22 protein-coding genes (1 of these 22 cut by a window edge) are annotated in these 23,670 nt (G+C 59.9%); 13 read left to right on the forward strand and 9 right to left on the reverse strand.

Going from position 1 to position 23,670, the window contains the following annotated elements; translation table 11 throughout:
* Positions 1-274 precede the first annotated feature (274 nt).
* The 5 genes from RGV33_RS04005 to dksA form a co-directional block, all read right to left on the reverse strand.
* Entirely contained in the window at positions 275-1,711 is a 1,437-nt protein-coding gene (locus RGV33_RS04005; RefSeq protein ID WP_010174370.1) for a sigma-54-dependent transcriptional regulator, read from the reverse strand.
* 22 nt (positions 1,712-1,733) lie between these two features.
* Entirely contained in the window at positions 1,734-4,688 is a 2,955-nt protein-coding gene (locus RGV33_RS04010; RefSeq protein ID WP_023659379.1) for a sensor histidine kinase, read from the reverse strand.
* Positions 4,672-4,848, reverse strand: coding sequence for a hypothetical protein (locus RGV33_RS04015; RefSeq protein ID WP_003176118.1), 177 nt, complete (start codon positions 4,846-4,848; stop codon positions 4,672-4,674). Before RGV33_RS04015 ends, RGV33_RS04010 begins: the two co-directional genes overlap by 17 nt.
* A gap of 62 nt (positions 4,849-4,910) precedes the next feature.
* Positions 4,911-5,798, reverse strand: coding sequence for a tRNA glutamyl-Q(34) synthetase GluQRS (gluQRS, locus tag RGV33_RS04020; protein WP_322143180.1), 888 nt, complete (start codon positions 5,796-5,798; stop codon positions 4,911-4,913).
* An 84-nt stretch (positions 5,799-5,882) separates the two neighbouring features.
* Positions 5,883-6,317, reverse strand: a complete 435-nt coding sequence (dksA, locus tag RGV33_RS04025; protein WP_010174401.1) for an RNA polymerase-binding protein DksA — start codon at positions 6,315-6,317, stop codon at positions 5,883-5,885.
* Positions 6,318-6,638: 321 nt separating this feature from the next.
* Between dksA and RGV33_RS04030 the strand changes: the two genes are divergently transcribed.
* Both RGV33_RS04030 and sfsA read left to right on the forward strand, forming a co-directional pair.
* Positions 6,639-7,811: a pyridoxal phosphate-dependent aminotransferase gene (locus RGV33_RS04030; protein WP_322143181.1), complete on the forward strand. Its 1,173-nt coding sequence runs from the start codon at positions 6,639-6,641 to the stop codon at positions 7,809-7,811.
* Entirely contained in the window at positions 7,811-8,524 is a 714-nt protein-coding gene (gene sfsA, locus RGV33_RS04035; RefSeq protein ID WP_322143182.1) for a DNA/RNA nuclease SfsA, read from the forward strand. The genes RGV33_RS04030 and sfsA overlap by 1 nt, the downstream gene beginning before the upstream one ends.
* On the opposite strand, the gene RGV33_RS04040 is transcribed toward sfsA, so the two are convergent.
* Positions 8,521-8,838 carry a Rieske (2Fe-2S) protein gene (locus RGV33_RS04040; RefSeq protein WP_322143183.1) on the reverse strand — a complete coding sequence of 106 codons (318 nt, stop codon included), beginning with the start codon at positions 8,836-8,838 and terminating at the stop codon, positions 8,521-8,523. The genes sfsA and RGV33_RS04040 overlap by 4 nt on opposite strands.
* 206 nt (positions 8,839-9,044) lie before the next feature.
* On the opposite strand from RGV33_RS04040, the gene RGV33_RS04045 reads away from it, so the two are divergent.
* Genes RGV33_RS04045 through RGV33_RS04055 form a run of 3 tightly spaced genes read left to right on the forward strand, consistent with a single transcriptional unit; the run spans position 9,045 to position 11,724 of the window.
* On the forward strand, positions 9,045-9,923 hold the full coding sequence (locus RGV33_RS04045; RefSeq protein ID WP_322143184.1) for a heme/hemin ABC transporter substrate-binding protein: 879 nt from the start codon (positions 9,045-9,047) through the stop codon (positions 9,921-9,923).
* A gap of 50 nt (positions 9,924-9,973) precedes the next feature.
* Positions 9,974-10,957 (forward strand): iron ABC transporter permease, encoded by a 984-nt coding sequence (locus RGV33_RS04050; protein WP_322148611.1) that lies wholly within the window; start codon positions 9,974-9,976, stop codon positions 10,955-10,957.
* Entirely contained in the window at positions 10,957-11,724 is a 768-nt protein-coding gene (locus RGV33_RS04055; RefSeq protein ID WP_322143185.1) for a heme ABC transporter ATP-binding protein, read from the forward strand. Before RGV33_RS04050 ends, RGV33_RS04055 begins: the two co-directional genes overlap by 1 nt.
* 256 nt (positions 11,725-11,980) lie before the next feature.
* On the opposite strand, the gene RGV33_RS04060 is transcribed toward RGV33_RS04055, so the two are convergent.
* The 3 genes from RGV33_RS04060 to RGV33_RS04070 all read right to left on the reverse strand — a co-directional run bounded on the left by RGV33_RS04060 (position 11,981) and on the right by RGV33_RS04070 (position 14,449).
* On the reverse strand, positions 11,981-12,253 hold the full coding sequence (locus RGV33_RS04060; protein ID WP_010174414.1) for a TfoX/Sxy family protein: 273 nt from the start codon (positions 12,251-12,253) through the stop codon (positions 11,981-11,983).
* A gap of 200 nt (positions 12,254-12,453) precedes the next feature.
* Positions 12,454-12,798, reverse strand: a complete 345-nt coding sequence (locus RGV33_RS04065) for a pentapeptide repeat-containing protein (RefSeq protein WP_322143186.1) — start codon at positions 12,796-12,798, stop codon at positions 12,454-12,456.
* A 94-nt stretch (positions 12,799-12,892) separates the two neighbouring features.
* On the reverse strand, positions 12,893-14,449 hold the full coding sequence (locus RGV33_RS04070; protein WP_322143187.1) for an AAA family ATPase: 1,557 nt from the start codon (positions 14,447-14,449) through the stop codon (positions 12,893-12,895).
* Between the two features lie 118 nt (positions 14,450-14,567).
* Between RGV33_RS04070 and mrcB the strand changes: the two genes are divergently transcribed.
* From mrcB to msrP, 8 genes are all read left to right on the forward strand, one after another.
* Positions 14,568-16,892 (forward strand): penicillin-binding protein 1B, encoded by a 2,325-nt coding sequence (mrcB, locus tag RGV33_RS04075; RefSeq protein ID WP_322143188.1) that lies wholly within the window; start codon positions 14,568-14,570, stop codon positions 16,890-16,892.
* Positions 16,893-16,908: 16 nt separating this feature from the next.
* Entirely contained in the window at positions 16,909-17,643 is a 735-nt protein-coding gene (locus RGV33_RS04080) for a hypothetical protein (RefSeq protein WP_322143189.1), read from the forward strand.
* The gene (locus RGV33_RS04085) at positions 17,643-17,972 is read left to right on the forward strand and encodes a YqcC family protein (protein WP_322143190.1); all 330 of its coding nucleotides are present in this window, start codon (positions 17,643-17,645) and stop codon (positions 17,970-17,972) included. The genes RGV33_RS04080 and RGV33_RS04085 overlap by 1 nt, the downstream gene beginning before the upstream one ends.
* Positions 17,973-18,403: 431 nt before the next feature.
* A complete protein-coding gene (locus RGV33_RS04090; protein WP_322143191.1) occupies positions 18,404-20,128 on the forward strand; it encodes an acetolactate synthase 3 large subunit in 1,725 nt (574 codons plus the stop codon).
* A 2-nt stretch (positions 20,129-20,130) separates the two neighbouring features.
* Complete coding sequence (gene ilvN / locus RGV33_RS04095) at positions 20,131-20,622, forward strand: acetolactate synthase small subunit (protein ID WP_003176102.1); 492 nt, start codon at positions 20,131-20,133, stop codon at positions 20,620-20,622.
* Between the two features lie 46 nt (positions 20,623-20,668).
* Positions 20,669-21,685 carry a ketol-acid reductoisomerase gene (gene ilvC, locus RGV33_RS04100; RefSeq protein ID WP_078739114.1) on the forward strand — a complete coding sequence of 339 codons (1,017 nt, stop codon included), beginning with the start codon at positions 20,669-20,671 and terminating at the stop codon, positions 21,683-21,685.
* 144 nt (positions 21,686-21,829) lie between these two features.
* Positions 21,830-22,687 carry a CDP-diacylglycerol--serine O-phosphatidyltransferase gene (gene pssA / locus RGV33_RS04105; RefSeq protein WP_322143192.1) on the forward strand — a complete coding sequence of 286 codons (858 nt, stop codon included), beginning with the start codon at positions 21,830-21,832 and terminating at the stop codon, positions 22,685-22,687.
* 63 nt (positions 22,688-22,750) lie between these two features.
* Positions 22,751-23,670, forward strand: partial view of a protein-methionine-sulfoxide reductase catalytic subunit MsrP gene (msrP, locus tag RGV33_RS04110; protein ID WP_322143193.1) — the 5' portion only. 94 nt of this gene lie beyond the right edge of the window; 920 of the gene's 1,014 nt are visible here — the first part of the coding sequence; it begins with the start codon at positions 22,751-22,753; its stop codon lies beyond the right edge, outside the window.

The raw sequence follows: 23,670 nt of genomic DNA on the forward strand, positions 1-23,670 counted from the left end.
TCCGCCGTGTTGTTTTTGTTATGCGTGAGTCGATACGTCTTATTTTTATTGTCTTGTACATTTGCTTGTTATTGTTTTTGTACTAAGCATATAGCAGGGTGCGTGCCAACTTTTGCGAGGCCCAGCAAAATAAGGGGTTTGAGGTGATTTTGGGTTTTTCGAGGGCCAAAAAAAGCCGGGGCTTCGTTACCGTAAGCCCCGGCTTTTGTTACGTGAAAAATCAGCGGTAACAGTTTTTTCACATCTGAGGGTGTTACCTGTGGGGGCGACCCACTCAGCTTTCGCTGGCAACCCCGGTCTTGCGCCGCGGGATACCCAGGCGCTGGCGCCGTTCCCACAGGCATTTACGGCTCACGCCCAGTTTGCGCGCCAGTTCGGTCTCGGTCATGTGGTCCTGGTGCTCGAGGACGAAATGCTGGAAGTAATCTTCCAGTGACAAATCTTCCGTCGGCTCGTGGCTGTTGTTACTGCCACCCTGCTGCGGCGGCAGGCCGATGAAGTCATCATCGTCCAGGTCGCTGAGTTCGATATCGATGCCCAGCAGCTCGGCGGAAATTTCCGGGCTCTCCGACAGAATCACCGCACGTTCTACCGCGTTCTCCAGTTCCCGCACGTTACCCGGCCAGGAGTAGTGCCGGATGGCCTGTTCGGCATCGGCCGCAAACTTCAGGTCGGTACGGTTGATCCGCGCACTCTGGCGCGCCAGGAACGCCGTAGCGATCTCGTTCACGTCAGCGCCGCGCTCACGCAGGGCCGGCAGTTTGAGTGCGATTACGTGCAGGCGGTAATAAAGGTCTTCACGGAACTGGCCGATCTTGGCCAGGCTTTTCAGGTCACGGTGGGTGGCCGCGATCAGGCGTACGTCGACCTTTTGCGACTGTACCGAGCCGACCCGGCGGATTTCGCCTTCCTGGAGGACCCGCAGCAACCGCGCCTGGGCTTCCAGTGGCAGTTCGCCAATCTCGTCGAGGAACAACGTGCCACCGTCGGCTGCTTCAACCAAACCTGCACGGCCAGCGCTGGCGCCAGTAAAGGCCCCCTTTTCATGGCCGAACAATTCGGATTCGATCAGCGATTCGGGAATGGCTGCGCAGTTCACCGAGATCATCGGTGCCTTGGCACGCTTGGACAGGTTGTGCAGGGCGCGGGCCACCAGTTCTTTACCGGTACCGGACTCGCCCTGGATCAATACATTGGAGTCGGTTGGCGCCACTTTGCGGATCTTGCTGTACAGGTCCTGCATCGGAGGGCAGGAGCCGATGATGCCGATTTCGCCATTGCTGTTATCCACGCCGGGCTTTTCAGCACCGTTGACGGCCTTGCCCGCTGCCGGGCGTTCAGCCGGTGCGCTGCTGGCAGACTGGCGGTCACGCAGGATGCGCGCCACGGCCTGGAGCATCTCGTCGTGGTCGAAAGGCTTGGCGATGTAGTCCACCGCGCCCATCTTCATCGAGTCCACTGCCGAGCGCAGGCTGGCGTAGCTGGTCATGATCAGCACCGGAGTGCCTTGGCCGAGCTTGATCAGCTCGGTGCCGGGGGCGCCGGGCAAACGCAGGTCACTGACGATCAGGTCGAACGTGGGAATGCTGAAACGCTCTTGGGCTTCCTGCACCGAGCCGGCTTCGCTGACCTGGTACTGATTACGTTCAAGCAGGCGACGCAAGGCAGAGCGGATAATGGTTTCGTCTTCGACGATCAAAATGTGCGGCATTGATTCAACTCTCTCGACGGTCTCAGTTCACAGCGGACGTCGCTTCGACATGACGCGGCAATGTCACCCGAATACGGGTGCCGCGTTGGCTTTCGGTGTCAGCCGGGCTGTCGATGGTGATTTGTCCATAATGCTCTTCAACGATGGAATAGACCAGTGCAAGGCCCAGACCGGTACCTTCACCCGGATCCTTGGTGGTGAAGAAGGGTTCGAACAATCGATCCATGATGTTCTGTGGAATGCCGCTGCCTTCGTCCTCGACGATCAAGTCGACCGTGTGCTCGAAAGCCTCGCTCTTGACCCGTACTGCGCTGCCGGCCGGGGATGCATCACGGGCGTTGGACAGCAGGTTGATCAGCACTTGGGCCAGGCGTTGTGAATCACCGTCGACCCAGTGTTCCGGATCGCACAGGTTGAAGAACTGTACTTCGAAATTGCGCCGGTTCAAGGCCAGCAGCCCAATAGCATCCTGGGCGACTTCGGCCAGGCACACCGCTTCGTCGTGATTCTGATGGGCGCCCGCGTGGGCAAAGCTCATCAGCGACTGCACGATGCGCGAAACACGCTTGGTCTGCTCGAGAATCTGCCCGCTGATCTCGATGATTTCGCCGTCTTCCTCGCGCTCCTCCCGCAGGTTTTGCGCGAGGCAGGCGATACCGGTGATCGGATTGCCGATTTCATGGGCCACGCCGGCGGCCAGGCGGCCGATGCTGGCCAGGCGCTCGGAGTGCACCAGCTTGTCTTCGAGCATCTGGGTTTCGGTCAGGTCTTCCACCAGCAGCACCAGGCCGCTGTTACCGGGCGCCAGGGGTTCGTCGATGGCGGCCTTGTGCAGGTTCAACCAGCGGGTCTGGCCATCAAGGGCCAGGTGCTGTTTGTGCAAGTGTTCGTCGGGCAGGTTGATGAAACCTTGGAGCAGCTCCTTCCACGGGTCGCCAATGGTGTTCAGGCGCGAACCCACCACGCGCTGGGCGGCGATGCCGGTGAGCTCTTCCATGGCCTTGTTCCACATCAGGATCTCTTGGTCCTTGGCCAGGGAACAGACGCCCATCGGCAGTTCCTGCAGCGTCTGGCGGTGATAGCGGCGCAGGGCATCGAGTTCGGCGGCAAGGCCGGTGAGGCGCGAGTGGTAATCCTCCAGCCGGCTCTCGATGAAGTGGATGTCTTCGGTCACATAGTTTTCGCCGCCGGCCTTGTAGGGCAGGAAGGTCTCGACCATGTCCTGGGACACGCTCGGGCCCATCAAGCCGGAAAGGTTGGCTTCGATACGGTCACGCAGGCGGCGCAGGGCATAAGGCCGGCGCTCATCGAACGGCAGGTAGAGATCGCGCAGGGCCTGCTCGACTTCTTTTTGCGCGGCCTTTGCGCCCAGCGGCTTGGCCAGTTGCGTGGCGAATTCCTGGGGCGAGGCGGCGTGCAGTTCGCGGCGCTGCGGGCGGCGTACGTTGTCTACCGCGCAGGCTTCGGCGGCACTGGTTTCTTCGGGGCTGGCGTTGGTGAACAGCGAAATCAGGGTGAACATCAGCACGTTGGCCGCCAGCGAAGCAATCGCCGCCATGTGCCAACTGGTGTCGTCCAGCACGTAGATCATGTTCAGCAACGGGATGTAGAAGCCCTGCAGGTTGCCCACCAGCGGCAACAGCATGGTCACGGTCCACACCAGGATCCCGGCCAGCAACCCGGCGATAAACCCGCGGCGGTTGGCGGTCGGCCAGTACAGCACCGACAGCACGCCCGGCAGGAACTGCAGCGTGGCGACAAAGGCGACGATGCCCAGGTTGGCGAGGTCTTGCTCGGCACCCAGCAACAGGTAGAAGCCATAGCCGGCCATGATGATCGCGACGATCAGCGCCCGGCGGGTCCATTTCAGCCAGCGGTAGATATTGCCTTCGGCCGGCGGCTGATACAGCGGCAGCACCAGGTGATTGAGCGCCATCCCGGACAGCGCCAGGGTGCTGACGATGATCAGCCCGCTGGACGCCGATAAACCGCCGACATACGCCAGCAGCGCCAGCGACTTGCTGTTGGCGGCGATGCCGACACCCAGCGTGAAGTATTCGGGATTGGTGGTGGCGCCCAGCTTCAGGCCGGCCCACAGGATCAGCGGCACGGCCAGGCTCATCAGCAGCAGGAACAGCGGCAAGCCCCAGCTGGCGCTGACCAGCGAGCGCGGGTTGAGGTTTTCGGTGAAGGTCATGTGGTACATGTGCGGCATCACGATGGCCGACGCGAAAAACACCAGCAGCAGTGTGCGCCACGGGCCTTCCTGCAAGGGCGTGTGCAGCGCGGCCAGGGCGGTCTGGTTTTGCAGCAGCCACAGCTCCAGTTGTTGCGGGCCGTCGAAGACGCCGTAGAGCGCATACAGGCCGACACCGCCAATGGCGATCAGCTTGATCACCGATTCAAACGCGATCGCGAACACCAGGCCTTCATGTTTCTCACGGGTGGCGATATGCCGTGAGCCGAAGAAAATCGTGAACAGGGTGATCAGTGCGCAAAAGCTCAATGCAACGCGATGTTGCACCGGCTCACGGGTGAGGATGCTGATGGAGTCGGCCACGGCCTGAATCTGCAACGCCAGCAACGGCAGCACACCGATCAGCATGAAAATCGTGGTCAGCGCACCGGCCCAGGTGCTGCGAAAACGGAACGCAAACAGGTCAGCCAGGGACGACAGCTGATAGGTTCGGGTGATCTTGAGGATTGGGTACAACAGCACCGGCGCCAGCAAAAACGCCCCGGACACCCCGAGATAACTCGAAAGAAAGCCGTAACCGTACTGATAGGCCAGGCCCACCGTGCCATAAAACGCCCAGGCGCTGGCGTACACGCCCAGCGACAAGGTGTAGGTCAACGGATGGCGAATGATCGCCCGCGGAATCATTCCACGCTCACTGATCCAGGCTACCCCGAACAGCGCGGCCAGGTAGGCGGCGCTGATCAGCAGCATCTCGGTCAGGCTAAAGCTCATCGGCATCTTTTTGGCTCTGCAGGATGAAAGTCACGACGATCAGAATCAGCCAAAGCAGATAGGGCCGGTACCAGGCGCCTGTGGCGTCGATCCACCAATCCATGATGGCGGGTGAAAACAGGTAGATCCCGACGACCAGCAGCAGGACCAATCGATAGATGTACATGTTGGCCTCTGATTGAAAAACTGCGGCGATGGTAACGGATGGTTCGCAAGCTGCAAGCGCCTTCAGCGCAATTGCGCTTCGGCCAGCGTGAGTGTGCGCGGGATCTGTGCGGCATCCCAGTGTGCAATGCCCCAATCCAGCAGTTCCCGTGGGCTGGCGTGGTTCAACTCGTCGCCCGCGGGCTGGCCCAGGGCACGCAGCGCCCTTAACAGCAAAGGCGTCGCCTGGCCGGTGGTCAAGGGCGGTGAACGGTAGGATTTGCCCAGCTTGTTACCGTCCGGCTGGATGATCAGCGGCACATGCAGGTAACGCGGTTGGCGCAGGCCCAGCAATTCTTGCAGGTACAGTTGGCGTGGCGTGGAGTCGAGCAGGTCGGCGCCACGCACGATGTCGGTCACACCTTGCCAGGCATCATCGAGGACTACCGCCAGTTGGTAGGCGTACAGGCCGTCACGGCGGCGGATAATGAAGTCGCCTACGTCGCGGCCCAGGTGCTGTCGGAATTGGCCTTGTACGCGGTCGGTAAAATGGTATTCCAGCTCCGGCACCCGCAGGCGGATGGCGGCATCTTGCTGGCCGTGGCCGGCATTGCGACACAGCCCCGGATAAATCCCGTTGTAGGGCTCCAGTTGCTTGCGCGAACAGGTGCAGGCGTAGGCCAGGCCGTGATTGAACAGGCGGTTGAGCACTTCGGCGTAGGCATCATGCCGCTCGCTTTGTCGGACCAATTCTCCGTCCCATTCAAAGCCGTAGCTTTCCAGGGCATTGAGGATCGCCGCCTGGGCACCGGGCTCTTCCCGTGGCGGATCGAGGTCTTCCATGCGCATCAGCCAGCGGCCTTGATTGGCACGGGCGTCGAGGTAGGAGGCGAGGGCAGCGACCAGGGAACCGAAGTGCAGGTGTCCGCTGGGCGTGGGGGCGAAACGCCCGATATAGGAGGAGGCAGTCATGGGCCGGATACTACTGGAAAACCACCCAGCGCCAGAAACAAAAATGGGGCGTTCGCACGCCCCATTTGTTCAGCCCGGCAGTGATTACTTGCCGACCTGTTTTTCCTTGATTTCAGCCAAGGTCTTGCAGTCTACGCACAGGTCGGCGGTAGGACGCGCCTCCAGGCGGCGAATACCGATCTCGACGCCGCAGGACTCGCACCAGCCATACTCTTCGTCTTCGATGAGTTGCAGGGTCTTGTCGATCTTCTTGATCAGCTTGCGCTCGCGATCACGGGCGCGCAGTTCAAGCGCGAACTCTTCTTCCTGGCTGGCACGGTCTGCCGGGTCCGGGAAGTTGGCCGCTTCGTCCTTCATATGGTCAACGGTACGGTCAACCTCTTGCATCAAGTCCTGTTTCCACTGCTTCAGGATCTTGGAGAAGTGTTCGCGCATGGGCTTGCCCATGTATTCCTCACCCTTCGATTCGACGTAGGGTTGGAAGCCGCTGATGCTCTGTTGCTTTGCTTGGGTGGGCATGAATGGACCGCCTCTCACTCTTCTAATCCATTGCGCAGGATTGCAACATCACCGACACCTGCCGGCCCTGCGGCTGCAAGCGGGCGAACTTACCAGATAGATTCGGGGTGCGCCACTCCCGGTTGTCGAGGCACCGTCTTGTGAGGCGTGCAAACCGCCGCAGGCCCCAGCAGGGCGGGGTTGTACGGTCTCGAATGTTGATTTTAGCTGTTTTGCAGGTAGTTGCTCGCCATGCCCGCTACACGTCTTCGGGCAATAGAGCAGGTTTTGCGCGGCGGGTTGGGTAGAATCGGGGTTTGTCCTCAGAGTTAAGGAAGGCTAATGGCTCAGCCCTACAGTGCGCGCAGCCGCGCTATCGAACCTTTCCATGTCATGGCGTTGCTGGCGCGGGCCAATGAATTACAGGCCGCCGGGCACGACGTGATTCACCTGGAAATCGGCGAGCCGGACTTCACCACCGCCGAGCCGATTATCAAGGCCGGGCAGGCGGCACTGGCCAATGGCAAGACCCGCTACACGGCGGCCCGCGGGCTGCCGGAATTGCGCGAAGCCATCAGCGGGTTCTACCAGCAGCGTTACGGGCTGGGCATCGACCCTGAGCGAATTCTGATCACCCCCGGCGGCTCCGGTGCCTTGCTGCTGGCGAGCAGTTTGCTGGTGGACCCTGGCAAACACTGGCTGCTGGCAGACCCTGGTTACCCGTGCAACCGTCACTTCCTGCGACTGGTTGAAGGCGCGGCCCAGCTGGTCCCGGTCGGCCCTGAGGTGCGTTATCAACTGACTGCCGACCTGGTGGCGCGCCACTGGGATCAAGACAGCGTGGGCGCGTTGGTCGCGTCGCCGGCCAACCCGACCGGCACCATCCTCACCCGCGATGAGTTGGCCGGGTTGTCGAGTGCCATCAAGGCGCGCAACGGGCACCTGGTGGTGGATGAAATTTATCACGGTCTGACCTACGGCACCGATGCCGCCAGCGTGCTGGAAGTTGACGATGAAGCCTTCGTTTTAAATAGTTTTTCGAAGTATTTCGGAATGACCGGATGGCGTCTTGGCTGGCTGGTGGCACCGCCGGCTGCCGTGGGTGAACTGGAAAAGCTGGCGCAGAACCTCTACATCAGCGCGCCGAGCATGGCCCAGCATGCGGCCCTGGCCTGCTTTACCCCAGAAACGTTAGGCATTCTTGAGGACCGCCGGGCCGAGTTTGGCCGGCGCCGCGACTTCCTGCTGCCAGCCCTGCGAGGGCTTGGCTTCGGTATCGCCGTTGAGCCGGAAGGCGCGTTCTACTTGTATGCCGATATCAGCGCATTCGGTGGCGATGCCTTTGCCTTCTGCCGGCACTTCCTCGAAACCGAACACGTGGCCTTTACCCCGGGCCTGGATTTCGGCCGTTATCAAGCCGGTCACCATGTGCGTTTTGCCTACACGCAAAACCTTGATCGCCTACAGGAAGCCGTTGAGCGAATTGCCCGTGGCTTGCGGAGCTGGCAAGGCTGATGCGTTTTAATCCTCCCCTCGAAGAAGGCCGGCTGATCCGCCGCTACAAGCGTTTTCTCGCAGATATCGAAACCGTTACCGGCGAGTTGCTGACTATTCACTGCCCCAACACCGGCTCGATGTTCAATTGCATGGTGGAGGGTGGCCAAGTCTGGTTCAGCCGCTCCAATGACCCTAAGCGCAAGCTGCCTGGTACTTGGGAAATCAGCGAAACCCCGCAGGGGCGCCTGGCGTGCGTGAACACGGCGCGGGCCAATCAGTTGGTGGAAGAAGCGTTGCGGGCCGGGGTTATCGCCGAGCTCAATGGCTTTACCGCGTTGAGGCGCGAAGTACCCTACGGCCAGGAAAACAGCCGGATCGATTTTCGCCTGGATTACCCGACGGGCGCTGCGTACGTCGAAGTCAAAAGCGTCACCCTTGGGTTTGACGGGACGTCGACCGCGGCGTTTCCCGATGCCGTGACCCAGCGCGGGGCCAAGCATTTGCGGGAGCTGGCGCACTTGGCGCGCGAGGGGGTTCGGGCGGTGCAGCTTTACTGCGTCAACCTCTCGGGGATCGATGCGGTGCGCCCTGCTGAAGAAATTGATGCCGGTTATGCCGCTGCGTTGCGTGAGGCCAAGGCGGCGGGCGTCGAAGTGTTGGCCTATGGTGTGCGGCTGACGTCAGAAGAAATCTGCGTCGACCGTCGACTGGAAGTAGTACTCGGCGATTAGATTTGCACCCACAGGCCCTGTTCGTCCTCGCGGCCGGGCAGGGCGGTCAGGCTCTGGCCGGCGCAGGGCCCGGCGACGCACTCACCGCTCTCGATCAAAAACAGTGCGCCATGGGTGGCGCACTGGACAAGGCTGGCGCTCGGGTCCAGAAATTGGTCCGGCTGCCATTCCAGCGGCACCCCGCGATGTGGGCAGCGGTTGATATAGAAGTAGGCAATGCCTTCGCGGCGCACGGCAAACAGCTTGCGCCCGTCGATATCGAAACCGCGGCTGGCGTTGGGTGCGAGTTCGCTGGAAGTGCACAGAAACTTCATATCGATCCTTAAGTACCGCCGTTTGTGGGCTGCAAGGCTATCCTGGGTGGGCCGCAGCGCCCCGGAGCTTGACGTGCAAATGCAAACAATTATCAAATGCCGGCTTCGCCCGTAGCTGACTGGGCGCTCTGTACGATGTCGGGCAGCGTTGATCTGTCACATTGCGAGTGTTTCAGCGGGCTCACCTCCTGGAAGGAAACCCTGTTATGCGCCTGAGTACCAGCGCTATTGCGCTCGTTGTCGGACTGCTGGTCAACGCTGGGGCCCAAGCCTCTGAACTGCCACAACGCTGGGTCAGTGCCGGTGGCGCGTTATCGGAATGGGTGACGGCCCTGGGCGGTGAGTCGAAACTGGTGGGCGTGGACACCACCAGCCAGCATCCAGAATCCCTCAAGGCGTTGCCGAGCATTGGTTATCAGCGCCAGTTGTCGGCAGAAGGCATCTTGAGCTTGCGCCCGCAAATCCTGGTCGGCACCGAGGAGATGGGCCCGCCGCCAGTGCTGGCGCAAATCCGCAATGCCGGTGTGAAAGTAGAGCTGTTTTCGGCCGAGCCGGACCTGCCGACCTTGCAAGGCAACCTTCAGCATTTGGGCAAGCTGCTGGGCACCGAAGCCAGGGCTGCGGAGCTGTTCAGCGACTATCAGAAACAACTGGATCAACAAAAGAATTGGGTGACCAACGCGCAGGCCACGCAAAAAGCACCGGGAGTGCTGTTGTTGCTGGGGCATGCCGGTGGCAAACCGCTGATCGCGGGTAAAGACACGGCGGCTGACTGGATGCTGCAGCAGGCCGGCGGCCATAACCTGGCGACCCACAGTGGTTACAAACCGTTTTCCGTGGAGTCGCTGGCGGGGCTCAACCCGGACGTGCTGGTGTTCGCCGACCGTGCCTTGACGGGTGACGCAGCCCGCGCGGCGCTGTTCAAGGAGAACCCGATCCTGGCTTCGACGCCGGCAGCCAGGAACGGGCGCGTCTATGAACTGGACCCGACGCTGCTGGTGGGTGGGCTTGGGCCGCGCTTGCCGCAAAGCCTGGTGAAACTCTCCGCCGGATTTTATCCATCCCAGGCTAAAACTGCCCAATGACCACTCTGGTTAAACCGCGAACCTTGTTTATTGGCTTGAGCCTGCTGTGTGTGCTTGCGATCTGGCTGTCATTGGCCTTGGGGCCGGTCAGCTTGCCGTTGATCGACACCTTGCGAGCAGCGTTGCGTTTACTGGGTGTGCCTATCGAGGCGCAGGGCCTGGAGCAGGCGGAGTTGATCCTCGGGCAGATTCGCTTGCCGCGTACGTTATTGGGCCTGGCCGTCGGCGGGGTCCTGGCGCTTTCGGGCGTTGCGATGCAGGGGTTGTTTCGTAACCCCTTGGCCGACCCCGGGTTGGTCGGGGTGTCCAGCGGCGCGGCGCTGGGCGCAGCGATTGCGATTGTCGGTGGTTCTTTTTTGGGTGGCGTGCCGGACGCGCTTGGGCCGTATCTGCTATCGCTGTGTGCCTTTCTCGGTGGTTTGGGGGTGACAGCGCTGGTCTATCGGCTGGGGCGGCGCAATGGCCAAACCAATGTCGCGACCATGTTGCTGGCGGGCATCGCCCTGACGGCCCTCGCCAGTTCGGCAGTGGGGCTGTTTACCTACCTGGCGGATGACGCCACCTTGCGCACCTTGACGTTCTGGAACCTGGGCAGTCTGAACGGCGCCAGTTATTCGCGACTGTGGCCGCTGTTGCTGGTGAGCGCCGGCGTAGCCCTATGGTTGCCGCGCCGGGCCAAGGCGCTGAATGCATTGTTGCTGGGTGAGTCGGAAGCCAGCCACCTGGGGATTGATGTTGAAGGCCTCAAGCGTGAATTGGTGTTCTGCACCGCGCTTGGCGTGGGTGCCGCAGTGGCGGCCGCGGGCATGATCGGTTTTGTTGGGCTGGTGGTGCCGCATCTGGTGCGCCTGCTGGCGGGGCCGGATCACCGGGTATTGCTGCCGGCCTCGGTGCTGGCGGGGGCGAGTTTGCTGCTGTTCGCCGACCTGGTGGCTCGCCTGGCCTTGGCCCCGGCTGAATTGCCGATTGGTATTGTTACTGCGTTTATCGGTGCGCCGTTTTTCCTCTACCTGTTGTTGCGAGGGCGTGCCTGATGCTACGAGTAGAAGACCTGCTGATCCGCCGTGGGCGTAAAACCGTATTGGCGGATGTCACCCTGGAGCTGCTACCGGGTGAGGTGCTCGGTGTGCTGGGCCCCAACGGCGCTGGTAAAAGTACCTTGCTTGGTGCGTTATGCGGCGAGCTTCACGCGGACCAGGGGCGCGTATGGCTGGACCAGCGCGAGCTGAAAGACTGGGCCGGCGCCCAGCGTGCCCAGCGCCTGGCGGTACTGCCGCAGGCCTCGACCCTGGACTTTGCCTTTCGTGTCGAAGAAGTGGTTGGCATGGGGCGCTTGCCCCATCAAACCGGTCGGGTGCGGGACGATGAAATTATCAGCGCGGCCTTGCAGGCCGCCGACGTCGGACACTTGAGCGGTCGCAGCTACCTGGCGTTGTCGGGCGGCGAAAGGCAGCGTGTGCACCTGGCGCGGGTGCTGGCGCAGCTGTGGCCGGGTGAGGCGGGGCAGACCTTGCTGCTGGATGAGCCAACATCGATGCTTGACCCGCTGCACCAGCACACCATCTTGCAAGCGATTCGCACCTTTGCCGACCGTGGTGCGGCCGTGTTGGTGATTCTTCACGACCTGAACCTGGCGGCGCGCTACTGTGATCGCATCCTGCTGCTCGAAGGTGGGCGGCCCCATGCCTTGGATACGCCTGGGCAGGTCTTGCGGCCTGAACCGCTCAAGGCGGTATTCGGGTTGGATGTGCTGGTACAGCCGCACCCCGAGCGTGGGCATCCATTGATCATTGCACGCTGAAGCACTGCCTTTTCGGGCCGCTTTCTGCAGGCAAAAAAAGACCCGGCAAGAGCCGGGTCAAATAACCGTGATTAGCCTGATGAGGAGATAATCTGAGAGTCCGAACCAATGGTCTTCCAGTTATCGGCTGATCTCGCGACCAGTTGTGATAATCATAACGATTCTCATTTGAGAGTCAACATTTGTTTTGCGACTTCTTCGGATTTCCTCAAATATTGGGTTGCAGCCCCAGCAAACGTTGGTGCAAGTTGCCGACTCAATTCTTCTGGCGAGCCGAAAGAGCGTCCAGCTGACGGTTTAAAGCTTCCTTGCGTTCAACAGGAATGTCATTCCAGTGCACATCCATCAGTGCGCCTTCAATGGCGTACAACAACACTTTGGATGCCCTGAAGCCACGGGTACGTACGGCGCGATAAGCGTCGACTGCCCCCAGGCGGCGCAGGTCGGACGCGCTGTGGATGCCCACCGCATGCAGCCATTGCGCCGACGTCTTGCCAAGGTTTTTCAGGTGTTGCAGCTCATCATTCATCAAGCCTCCTTGCGACGGCCGAATGGTTCGGTGGGTATCGTGACCAGGCAAGCCTGAAAGGAGTGTAGCGCTCAGTAGGAAAAGCGTAGTTCTTTGGTCGGCAACGACCTAAAAGCATCTAAGGCAGGCGGGATTTTGATGTGGGAAAGAGGCGAGGCGCCCCGGTACGCTTGCGCACAGCCGGGTGCCGATACCGCTGTTTATCGAGTGCGATAGCGCAAGCGCGTGCCGAAATTGACGGACATCAGGATCTCGTCGGCGCTCAATTCAGGCGGGAAGTAAGTGCCGGAGATTTGCGCATGTGCCAGGCTCGCGCCTTCCAGTGGGCACCCACGCAAATCCAGGCCACGCAAGTCCGCGGAGCGGAAGTAAGCATCGGTGAAATCCACCCCTTGCGCGTTCAGTTCGCGCAGGTCCAGGCCGCGAAAGTCGCCGCCGCGCATATCGATGGCCCCATCTTTCGGGCGCTCCTGGTTGAAGCCACGGATGTCATCTTTATGCAAAAGCGCGTAGAGCGGGGTATCAAGTAGCTTTGGCTGGCTCACAATGGCGACTCCCGTGTTGGAATTATGACGCCATTATAGTGCCACTATTGCCGGGTCGTGAGCCCTGGAAGGCTACACGACCAAGAAATATTTCTTACAGGCCCGGCAGGCGTTGGCGAATATGGGCCACTAATGCATCCAGAGTCCCGCTTTCATTGGTCTCTACGCGTTTGCTGAGCAGCAACTCTTCGGCACTGAGCGGATCACGGGTGGCCTGTTGCTCTTCGATGATCGTCAGGGTGGCGTCGGATGGATCGTTCTTGTCTGCCTGGCGCTGTGCCAGCCAAGCGGCGATCACGGGCTGTGGCGCATTGCAGTCGAGGATCAGGAACGGCGCACCGGTAGCCTCGGCAATTTTGGCCGCTGCATCGCGTTGCTCGCGCTTGAGGAAGGTCGCATCCAGTACTACCGGGAAACCGGCCCGCAGCACGGTGTCGGCGATTTCGTTCAAGCGCGCGTACGTCGCAGCGCTGGCGTTTGAGGCGTAGATTCCGGCCTGGGGTGTGTTCTCGACCTTCTGCTCGCCAAACAGCCGCTTGCGTTCCACATCTGAACGCAGGCGAATTGCACCCAGTGCTTCTACCAGGCGCATGGACACATGGCTTTTGCCAACGGCCGATACGCCATGCGTGATGGCCAGGAAGCGCGATGGGATGGTGCTGTAGCTTTCTGCCAGGTTGGCGTAGTTGCGGTATTGGCGCAGCGTGGTCGCGCGCTGCACGGCGTCCGCCTCGGAAGGCATGCTGAACAGTGCGACCTTGGCGCGTACCAGGGCACGGTAGGCTTTATAGAAGTTCAGCACCTCCAGGCCTTGATAGTCGCCGGTCAGCTCCAGGTACTGGCTGATGAAGCGCCGCGCCAGGCTCTTGAGGCCACGGTCTTCCAGGTCCATCGCCAGGAAGCCGGTGTCGGCATACACATCGGTGAAGCGGAACGGCTCGTTGAACTCGATGCAGTCGAAAATCACTACGCGGCCATCAATCATCGTGGCGTTGCCCAGGTGGATATCACCGTGGCATTCACGGGTGAAGCCATTGAGCTTGCGCTGTTCGAACAAAGGCTTGAGGCGCTCAAAGCTGCTTTCGGCCCAGGCCTGCAAGGCATCCAGTTGCACCAGGTCGGCCTTGTCACTGAGGAACGGGCGGATCTGCTCGAAGTTCTGCAGCACCGGCGCCATGACGTCGTGCGGCGTGCCGGCGGAGTGGGCTGCCGGGACTTTCGGGGCGTTCAGATGGAAGTGCGCGATTTGCCTGGCCATTTCGTCGATGTGCGCGCTGGTCAGTTCACCGTTGGCTTGCAAGGTGCTGAGTAGTTGGCTTTGCGGGAACTGACGCATTTTGAGCACGTAGTCGACCACGGGACCGTCACCGCCCAATTGCGGTGATTCGGCGCTACCGGTGATTGGCAACACTTCAAGATACAAATCATCGGTCAGTCGCTGGTTGAGGCGCAGCTCTTCATTGCAGAAGTGACCGCGGGCTTGCAGGTTGGTGAAGTCGAGAAAACCGAAATTTACCGGTTTCTTCATCTTATAGGCGAATTCACCCGTGAGCAGGACCCAGGAAATATGGGTTTCGATGACTTGGAATTGACCTACCGGATGAGGAAACAGGGCCGGGTTTTGCAGGGCAGTAATCAGGGACTGGCTCACGGGCGATCCTTCAGAGTCTGGGAAAATTCATGGCGGGCATTATGGCTGCTACAGACGGTCGTGCAAACCGCTGTCCGGCTCATGTTGGTCATCAATAAAGTGCGTATAATCCGCCGCCATGACTCGTACCCGATCTCCCCGTTCCCGTAAAAAACCTCCTTCCCGCGGCCTGCGCCCCTGGCTGGGCTGGGCGCTTAAGCTCAGCCTGGTAGGGCTTGTAGTGATCGCCGGCTTCGCGGTTTACCTTGATGCCGTGGTCCAGGAGAAGTTCTCCGGCAAGCGCTGGACCATTCCGGCCAAGGTCTACGCACGCCCGCTGGAACTGTTCACCGGCCAGAAGTTGAGCAAGGATGACTTCCTCACCGAGCTCGACGCCCTGGGCTATCGCCGCGAAGCCGTAAGCAATGGCCCCGGCGCCGCAGCCGTCAGCGGCAACACCGTGGACTTGAACACTCGCGGCTTCCAGTTCTATGAGGGGCTGGAAAAACCCCAGCCGGTGCGCGTGCGCTTCTCTGGCGACTATGTGGCTGAACTGTCCTCGCTCAACGGCTCGAAATTGCCGGTGGTGCGCCTGGAGCCCTTAATGATCGGTGGGATTTATCCTAAAAACCTGGAAGACCGCATCCTGATCAAGCTTGATCAGGTGCCGCCTTACCTGTTGGATACCCTGATTGCAGTGGAAGACCGGGACTTCTACAGTCACTGGGGCGTATCGCCCAAGTCCATCGCCCGTGCTGTTTGGGTCAATACCTCCGGCGGCAAGATGACTCAGGGCGGCAGTACGCTGACGCAACAATTGGTCAAGAACTTCTACCTGACCAACGAGCGCAGCCTGACCCGCAAGCTGACCGAAGCCATGATGGCGATGCTGCTGGAGCTGCATTACAGCAAGCAGGAAATTCTTGAGGCATACCTCAATGAGGTGTTTGTCGGCCAGGACGGTCAGCGTGCGGTGCACGGTTTCGGTCTGGCCAGCCAGTTCTTCTTTGGCCAGCCGCTGTCCGAGCTAAAGCTGCATCAGGTGGCGTTGCTGGTGGGCATGGTCAAGGGGCCGTCCTACTACAACCCGCGTCGCAACCCGGAGCGCGCGCTGGAACGCCGTAATCTGGTGCTTGATGTACTTGAGCAGCAAGGCGTCGCCACGCCTGAACAAGTCGCTGCCGCGAAGAAAATGCCACTGGGTGTGACCACTCGCGGCAAGCTTGCCGACAGTTCATTCCCGGGCTTTATCGACCTGGTCAAACGCCAGTTGCGTGAAGACTACCGCGACGAAGACTTGACCGAAGAGGGCTTGCGCATCTTCACCAGTTTCGACCCGATCCTGCAGATGAAAGCCGAAGCCTCGGTCAACGACACCTTCAAGCGCCTGGCGGGCCGTAAAGGCTCCGACGAGGTTGAGGCCGCGATGGTGGTGACCAATCCGGAGACCGGTGAAGTCCAGGCCATGATCGGCAGTCGCCAGGCCAGCTTTGCCGGCTTCAACCGGGCGCTCGACGCAGTGCGGCCAATTGGTTCGCTGGTCAAGCCGGCGGTGTACCTGACCGCGCTGGAAAAACCGAGCAAGTACACCCTGACCAGTTGGCTGTCCGATGACCCGTTGTCGGTCAAAGGTGCCGATGGCCAGATGTGGACGCCGCATAACTTTGATCGTCGCTCCCACGGTACGATTTTCCTGTATCAGGGCTTGGCGCATTCCTACAACATCTCGACTTCTCGCCTCGGCCTTGAGCTGGGCGTGCCGAATGTGCTCAAGACGCTCGCCCGGTTGGGCATCACGCGTGAGTTCCCGGCATTCCCATCGATGCTGTTGGGCGCGGGTGCGATGAGCCCGATGGAAGTGGCAACCATGTACCAGACTCTGGCCAACGGTGGTTTCAATACGCCGATGCGCGGGATTCGCAGCGTGTTGACGGCCGAAGGCGAACCGCTCAAGCGTTATCCGTTCCAGATTCAGCAGCGCTTCGACCCGGCCTCGATCTACCTGATCCAGAACGCCATGCAGCGCGTGATGCGTGAAGGTACCGGGCGCTCGGCCTATAACGTGCTGCCTGCCAACCTCACGTTGGCCGGCAAGAGCGGTACCAGTAACGATTCGCGGGACAGCTGGTTCGCCGGTTTCAGTCAGGATTTGCTGGCGGTGGTTTGGCTGGGGCGCGATGACAACGGCAAGACACCCTTCACAGGTGCCACTGGCGCGTTGCAGGTATGGACCAGTTTCATGAAGAAGGCCGATCCACTGCCGCTGAACATGCCGCAGCCAGACAATATCGTCCAGGCCTGGATCGATCCGCATACAGGGCAAGGTTCCGATGCCAACTGTCCGGGCGCCGTGCAGATGCCGTATATTCGCGGCAGCGAACCGCCACCCGGCGCAGCGTGCGGTGCCAGTGCGCCCGCGAGTGCTGAATCGGTGATGGATTGGGTCAAGGGCTGGATGCATTAAGCAAAGAGGGTTTCACGTGAACAAGTTGTTGATTCCAGCTATTACAGTTTTGGCATTACTCGGTGGTTGCGCCAGTGTGGAGCGGGGTTCTATCCCGGTGGTGGATTCCAGTACCACGGTGTCGAACAACGACCGGATTTCGGCCAATGGCGGCTTCCGTCAAACCGTCACTAACCGCCCGGCTCAGGCAAAGGCGCAAGCCGTGCCTCAGGATTCCGGTGTAGTGGTAATGATCCCGGGCGGTGGCGCAACTACCTCGGCACCGATCAGCACCCAGCCGTGGACGCCAGGCCCGAGCACCTCGGGCCCGATCGACTCTACGCCGGTTCAACAGGCGCCGATCAGCCAGGGCACCTACAACATGCCGTCGACGCCGAGCGGGATTCCGTCCGCCAGCAACGCCGGTGGCTTGTCAGCCGATGAACAGCTGGATGGTCCGGTATTGGCCTTGCTGACTACTGCTCAACAGCAGCAGTCGGGTGGCGACTTGAACGGCGCATCGTCGAGCCTTGAGCGCGCCCAGCGTGTGGCGCCGCGGGAGCCGCAAGTGCTTTACCGTCTGGCGCAAGTCCGCATGGCCCAGGGCGATGCCCCGCAAGCAGAGCAGTTTGCCCGCCGTGGCCTGACTCTGGCCAATGGTCGCCCGGATCTGCAGGCCAGCCTGTGGAGCCTGATTGGCGATGCCCGTGAGAAGCAGGGCGATGCTTCCGGTGCTGCCCAGGCTCGGCAGAAAGCCAAGGTAAGCCTCTGATGGATGCACGCTTTCCGGCGATCGCCGAACAGTTGTTGTTGATCGAGCGTGAGCTGCGCATGCAGGGCTGGTGGGACGACGTGTCCCCCGGCGCCGAGGCCTTGAGCAGCGTTGAACCCTTTTCTGTCGACACCCTGGACTTTCACCAGTGGCTGCAATGGATTTTCCTGACACGGATGAAGCAAATCCTTGAGCAGGACCTGCCGTTACCCAATGCGTCAGGGATTTTGGAGATGGCCGAGATGGTTTACGCCGATCGGCCGCTTGAAAGCCAAGGCCTGCGGGCTGCGCTGAAAAAGTTCGATCAACTGATCGTCGACGCTCGTTAATTGCCTGGCTGCCGGTTTTTCCGGCAGTCTTGCGCATATTTCTACCGCTTTGCGCCATTCAGGCGAGTTTTATCCCTCCTCAAGCCCCTTTCTTCTACGTTCTCATGCGCTTAGTTGGAAAAAAGCGCAATTATTGCTTGACTTGGAGGGGCTGAAACAGAAGAATCCAAAGTCCGCTGTAGAGGGACTGCCAGAAGCAGACCCACTCAGCAGATCATGAGGCGCACACCCGCGCCGACCTGTTACACCCGCAACGCGTTACCTCGCGCTGGGTGGGAAAATCCCGCAACACTTGGGACGCTCCCAATACTTGCTCAGTCAGTGCTGACGTAGTCGGCGACCACCGTCGCTCATGCTCTGCTGAGAAGTAAACCTATTAAGACCCGTCGGTTTTTAACGGACGGTATTCTGGCGTTTTAGAGGTGAACAACGTGGAGCTTTTATCTGGCGGTGAGATGCTCGTCCGCTTTTTGCGTGACGAAGGCGTCGACTATATCTACGGGTACCCAGGCGGTGCTCTGCTGCATGTCTACGACGCACTGTTCAAGGAACCGGCTGTTACCCACATCCTGGTTCGCCATGAACAAGCTGCTACCCATATGGCTGACGGTTATGCCCGTGCCACCGGTAAAGCCGGTGTGGTACTGGTAACTTCCGGCCCTGGCGCGACCAATGCCATCACCGGCATCGCGACGGCTTATATGGACTCCATTCCGATGGTGATCATTTCCGGCCAGGTGGCGAGCACCATGGTGGGGACCGATGCATTCCAGGAAACCGACATGATCGGTATTTCCCGGCCGATCGTGAAACACAGCTTCATGATCAAGCATGCCTCGGAAATCCCGGAAGTCATGAAGAAGGCGTTCTACCTCGCACAGTCCGGTCGCCCGGGTCCTGTGGTGGTCGATATTCCGAAAGACATGACCAACCCGGCTGAAAAATTCGAATACATCTTCCCCAAGAAAGCCAAGCTGCGTTCCTACAGCCCGGCCGTTCGTGGGCACTCGGGGCAAATTCGCAAGGCTGCAGAAATGCTCTTGGCGGCCAAGCGTCCGGTGCTTTACTCGGGTGGCGGCGTGATTCTGGGCGGCGGTTCCGCACCGCTGACCGAACTGGCCAAGATGCTCAACCTGCCGGTAACCAATACCTTGATGGGCCTCGGTGCGTTCCCGGGTTCGGATCGTCAGTTCGTCGGCATGCTCGGTATGCACGGCAGCTACACCGCCAACCTGGCCATGCACCATGCTGACGTGATTCTCGCCGTCGGTGCGCGGTTCGATGACCGGGTGATCAACGGCGCGAGCAAATTCTGCCCGAATGCCAAGATCATCCACATCGACATCGACCCGGCATCCATCTCCAAGACCATCAAGGCCGACGTGCCTATCGTAGGTCCTGTGGAAAGCGTGCTGACCGAAATGGTTGCTGCGTTGAAGGAGATCGGCGAAGCCCCGAACAAGGATTCCGTTGCCAGCTGGTGGAAGCAGATCGACGAGTGGCGCGGTGACCGCGGCCTGTTCCCTTACGACAAGGGCGACGGCAGCATCATCAAGCCGCAAACCGTGATCGAAACCCTGTGCGAAGTGACCAAGGGCGATGCCTTTGTGACCTCCGACGTGGGCCAGCACCAGATGTTCGCGGCGCAGTACTACAAGTTCGACAAGCCTAACCGCTGGATCAACTCCGGTGGCCTGGGCACGATGGGCTTTGGTTTCCCTGCGGCCATGGGTGTGAAGCTGAACTTCCCGGACACCGACGTTGCGTGCGTCACCGGCGAAGGCAGTATCCAGATGAACATCCAGGAACTGTCGACCTGCCTGCAATATGGTCTGCCGGTGAAGATCGTCTGCCTGAACAATGGTGTACTGGGCATGGTTCGCCAGTGGCAGGACATGAGCTACGGCAGCCGTCACTCGCACTCCTACATGGAATCGCTGCCAGATTTCGTCAAGTTGGTTGAAGCCTATGGCCATGTCGGCATGCGTATCACCGATTTGAAGGATTTGAAGCCGATGATGGAAGAGGCGTTCGCCATGAAGGACCGCCTGGTGTTCCTTGATATTCAGGTCGACACCAGCGAGCACGTCTACCCGATGCAGATCAAAGATGGCTCCATGCGCGATATGTGGCTGAACAAGACGGAGCGGACCTAATCATGCGGCACATTATCTCTCTGCTTCTGGAGAACGAACCGGGCGCCCTGTCACGTGTGGTCGGTCTGTTTTCGCAACGCAACTACAACATCGAAAGCCTGACCGTGGCGCCGACCGAAGACCCGACCCTGTCGCGCCTGACGTTGACCACCGTGGGCCATGATGAGGTGATCGAGCAGATCACCAAAAACCTCAACAAGCTGATCGAAGTGGTCAAGCTGGTCGACTTGTCGGAAAGTGCCCACATCGAGCGCGAGCTGATGCTGGTCAAGGTCAAGGCCACCGGCGCCCAGCGTGCCGAGATCAAGCGCACCACCGATATTTATCGCGGGCAGATCGTCGATGTGAGCGCCAGCGTTTATACCGTTCAATTGACCGGCACAAGCGACAAACTGGACAGCTTCATCCAGTCGATCGGGACGGCCTCGATTCTGGAAACTGTACGCAGTGGCGTCACCGGGATTGCTCGTGGCGACAAAGTACTCAGCATCTAACCCAATTAGTGAATGGCCTAACGGCCTGGATATATAGAGGAACCTCATGAAAGTTTATTACGAAAAAGATTGTGACCTGTCGATCATCCAGGGCAAAAAAGTCGCCATCATCGGCTACGGTTCCCAAGGCCACGCTCAAGCGTGCAACCTGAAAGACTCCGGCGTTGACGTGACTGTTGGCCTGCGCAAAGGCTCGGCCACTGTTGCCAAGGCTGAAGCTCACGGCCTGAAAGTAACTGACGTTGCTTCTGCTGTTGCTGCTGCCGACCTGGTCATGATCCTGACCCCGGACGAGTTCCAGTCCGCGCTGTACAAGAACGAAATCGAGCCGAACATCAAGAAAGGCGCCACCCTGGCCTTCTCCCACGGCTTCGCGATTCACTACAACCAGGTTGTGCCGCGCGCTGACCTCGACGTGATCATGATCGCGCCGAAAGCACCGGGCCACACCGTGCGTTCCGAGTTCGTCAAAGGCGGCGGTATCCCTGACCTGATCGCGATCTACCAGGACGCCTCGGGCAACGCCAAGAACGTTGCACTGTCCTACGCTGCTGGCGTGGGTGGCGGTCGTACCGGCATCATCGAAACCACCTTCAAGGACGAGACTGAAACCGACCTGTTCGGCGAACAAGCCGTTCTGTGCGGCGGTACCGTTGAGCTGGTCAAAGCCGGTTTCGAAACCCTGGTTGAAGCAGGCTACGCGCCAGAAATGGCCTACTTCGAATGCCTGCACGAGCTGAAGCTGATCGTTGACCTCATGTACGAAGGCGGTATCGCCAACATGAACTACTCGATCTCCAACAACGCCGAATACGGCGAGTACGTGACGGGCCCGGAAGTGATCAACGCCGAGTCCCGTCAGGCTATGCGCAACGCCCTGAAACGTATTCAGGACGGCGAATACGCCAAAATGTTCATCACCGAAGGCGCAACCGGCTACCCTTCGATGACCGCCAAGCGTCGTAACAACGCCGCTCACGGTATCGAAATCATCGGCGAGCAACTGCGCTCCATGATGCCGTGGATCGGTGCCAACAAGATCGTCGACAAAGCCAAAAACTAAGTCGTACGTACCAAGGGAAAACGCGGCTTAGGCCGCGTTTTTTCGTTTGCGGGGCAGGTTCTGGTATAAAGCTGCATCGTTTGCGGGCGAACACTCGCCGCAAGTTTCTGTCGAAATTTTTCACACCGTTGCAAGGTAAAGTCCATGAGCGAACGTCCCGAAGAGCCAAACCAGGCTTCTGACGCCGAAAGCCTGCTACCGATCGATGAACACATCGAAGAAGGGCACGATGCTGAAGGCCGTAAGGTCCGGCATCGTGGCATCTATCTTCTGCCCAATCTGTTCACCACGGCGAACCTGTTTGCAGGGTTCTATTCCATCATCAACTCCATGAGTGCCCAAAGTGCCCTGGCGGCCGGCGATGCGGTCGGAGCGAGCAAGTACTTTGGGTTTGCCGCGATTGCGATCTTCGTCGCCATGGTCCTCGATGGCCTGGATGGGCGTGTGGCGCGCATGACCAATACCCAGAGTGCCTTCGGCGCCGAGTACGACTCGCTGTCGGACATGGTTGCCTTTGGGGTGGCGCCGGCATTGCTGGCATTCGCCTGGGCGCTGGGTGACATGGGCAAGGTCGGCTGGATGGTTGCCTTCATCTATGTGGCTGGCGCGGCATTGCGCCTGGCACGCTTCAATACCCAGGTGGGGACTGCCGACAAGCGCTACTTTATTGGCTTGGCCAGCCCGGCAGCCGCAGGTGTGGTGGCGGGTATTGTCTGGGCATTCAGCGATTACGGCATCCAGGGTTCCAAGATGTCGTTCCTGGTGGCCTTGATGGTCGCCGCGGCGGGCATGCTGATGGTCAGCAACATCAAGTACAACAGCTTCAAGGAGCTGGACCTCAAGGGGCGTGTGCCATTTGTGGCGATTTTGGCAGTGGTGCTGGTGTTCGCTGTGGTCTTCAGTGACCCGCCGCGGATCTTGCTGTTGGCATTCCTTGTCTATGCGGCGTCCGGGCCGGTGCAGTACTTGCTGCATCTTCGTCAACGCAAAACGTTGCCTTAATGTAATTTCCCCCATACTCCGCAGTCTATTGGTGCATCTGTCCTCCAAAGCTGCGGAGTTGCCATGTTAATCAAGTTTCCCAAAGCGTCTGATTGCCAAGAATCGGACGTCACGCCTGAATCCCTCTATTTCTCTCGCCGCAGCTTGCTCGGTGGTGCGCTTGCCGGCATGGCTGCCAGCAGCCTGCCGCGTTGGGCCAGTGCGGATGATGCTGCGCGTTATGCGGATGTCGAGCCGGGCAAGGCGCCCGGCTGGTTTGCCGAAAAGCTGCCGAGTACGAAGTGGCAGGCGGTTACTGTCAAGGATGAGGCGATCACGCCGTTCAAGGACGCGACCCACTACAACAACTTCTATGAGTTTGGTACGGACAAGGGCGACCCTGCAGCCAATGCCGGTTCCCTCAAGACTGAGCCTTGGAGTGTGGTGATCGACGGAGAGGTCGCCAAGCCTGGGCGCTATGCGCTTGAAGACTTCATGAAACCGTATCAGTTGGAAGAGCGAATCTACCGTCTGCGCTGTGTAGAGGCATGGTCGATGGTCATTCCGTGGATGGGTTTCCCTATTTCGGAACTGCTCAAGCACGTCGAGCCGACTTCCAATGCCAAGTACATCCGCTTTGAAACCCTGCAAGACCCTAAGAGCATGCCGGGGCAGCGCTCGAACTTCGCCTTGATCGACTGGCCTTATGTAGAAGGGCTGCGGCTGGATGAGGCGATGAATCCTTTGGCGATCCTGGCGGTAGGCATGTATGGGCGGGAGCTGCCTAATCAGAACGGTGCGCCGTTGCGGTTAGTGGTGCCGTGGAAGTACGGGTTCAAGAGCGTTAAGTCGATCGTGCGCATCAGCCTGGTCAGCGAGCAGCCGAAAACTACCTGGCAAAGCATTGCCGCGAGCGAGTATGGGTTTTATGCGAACGTGAATCCTACCGTCGACCATCCGCGTTGGACCCAGGCGCGGGAACGACGATTGCCCAGTGGGCTGTT

The sequence above is a fragment of the Pseudomonas sp. Bout1 genome (assembly GCF_034314165.1).
Taxonomy (GTDB): domain Bacteria; phylum Pseudomonadota; class Gammaproteobacteria; order Pseudomonadales; family Pseudomonadaceae; genus Aquipseudomonas.

What these genes read in the sequence shown, in the direction of transcription:
- RGV33_RS04060 (WP_010174414.1), bottom strand. Translation starts at nt 12,253, where the DNA reads ATGAATGATGAGCTGCAACACCTGAAAAACCTTGGCAAGACGTCGGCG.
- RGV33_RS04030 (WP_322143181.1), top strand. Translation starts at nt 6,639, where the DNA reads ATGGCTCAGCCCTACAGTGCGCGCAGCCGCGCTATCGAACCTTTCCAT.
- RGV33_RS04085 (WP_322143190.1), top strand. Translation starts at nt 17,643, where the DNA reads ATGGATGCACGCTTTCCGGCGATCGCCGAACAGTTGTTGTTGATCGAG.
- sfsA (WP_322143182.1), top strand. Translation starts at nt 7,811, where the DNA reads ATGCGTTTTAATCCTCCCCTCGAAGAAGGCCGGCTGATCCGCCGCTAC.
- dksA (WP_010174401.1), bottom strand. Translation starts at nt 6,317, where the DNA reads ATGCCCACCCAAGCAAAGCAACAGAGCATCAGCGGCTTCCAACCCTAC.
- gluQRS (WP_322143180.1), bottom strand. Translation starts at nt 5,798, where the DNA reads ATGACTGCCTCCTCCTATATCGGGCGTTTCGCCCCCACGCCCAGCGGA.
- pssA (WP_322143192.1), top strand. Translation starts at nt 21,830, where the DNA reads ATGAGCGAACGTCCCGAAGAGCCAAACCAGGCTTCTGACGCCGAAAGC.
- ilvC (WP_078739114.1), top strand. Translation starts at nt 20,669, where the DNA reads ATGAAAGTTTATTACGAAAAAGATTGTGACCTGTCGATCATCCAGGGC.
- RGV33_RS04015 (WP_003176118.1), bottom strand. Translation starts at nt 4,848, where the DNA reads ATGTACATCTATCGATTGGTCCTGCTGCTGGTCGTCGGGATCTACCTG.
- RGV33_RS04010 (WP_023659379.1), bottom strand. Translation starts at nt 4,688, where the DNA reads ATGCCGATGAGCTTTAGCCTGACCGAGATGCTGCTGATCAGCGCCGCC.
- RGV33_RS04055 (WP_322143185.1), top strand. Translation starts at nt 10,957, where the DNA reads ATGCTACGAGTAGAAGACCTGCTGATCCGCCGTGGGCGTAAAACCGTA.
- RGV33_RS04005 (WP_010174370.1), bottom strand. Translation starts at nt 1,711, where the DNA reads ATGCCGCACATTTTGATCGTCGAAGACGAAACCATTATCCGCTCTGCC.
- ilvN (WP_003176102.1), top strand. Translation starts at nt 20,131, where the DNA reads ATGCGGCACATTATCTCTCTGCTTCTGGAGAACGAACCGGGCGCCCTG.
- RGV33_RS04040 (WP_322143183.1), bottom strand. Translation starts at nt 8,838, where the DNA reads ATGAAGTTTCTGTGCACTTCCAGCGAACTCGCACCCAACGCCAGCCGC.
- mrcB (WP_322143188.1), top strand. Translation starts at nt 14,568, where the DNA reads ATGACTCGTACCCGATCTCCCCGTTCCCGTAAAAAACCTCCTTCCCGC.
- RGV33_RS04045 (WP_322143184.1), top strand. Translation starts at nt 9,045, where the DNA reads ATGCGCCTGAGTACCAGCGCTATTGCGCTCGTTGTCGGACTGCTGGTC.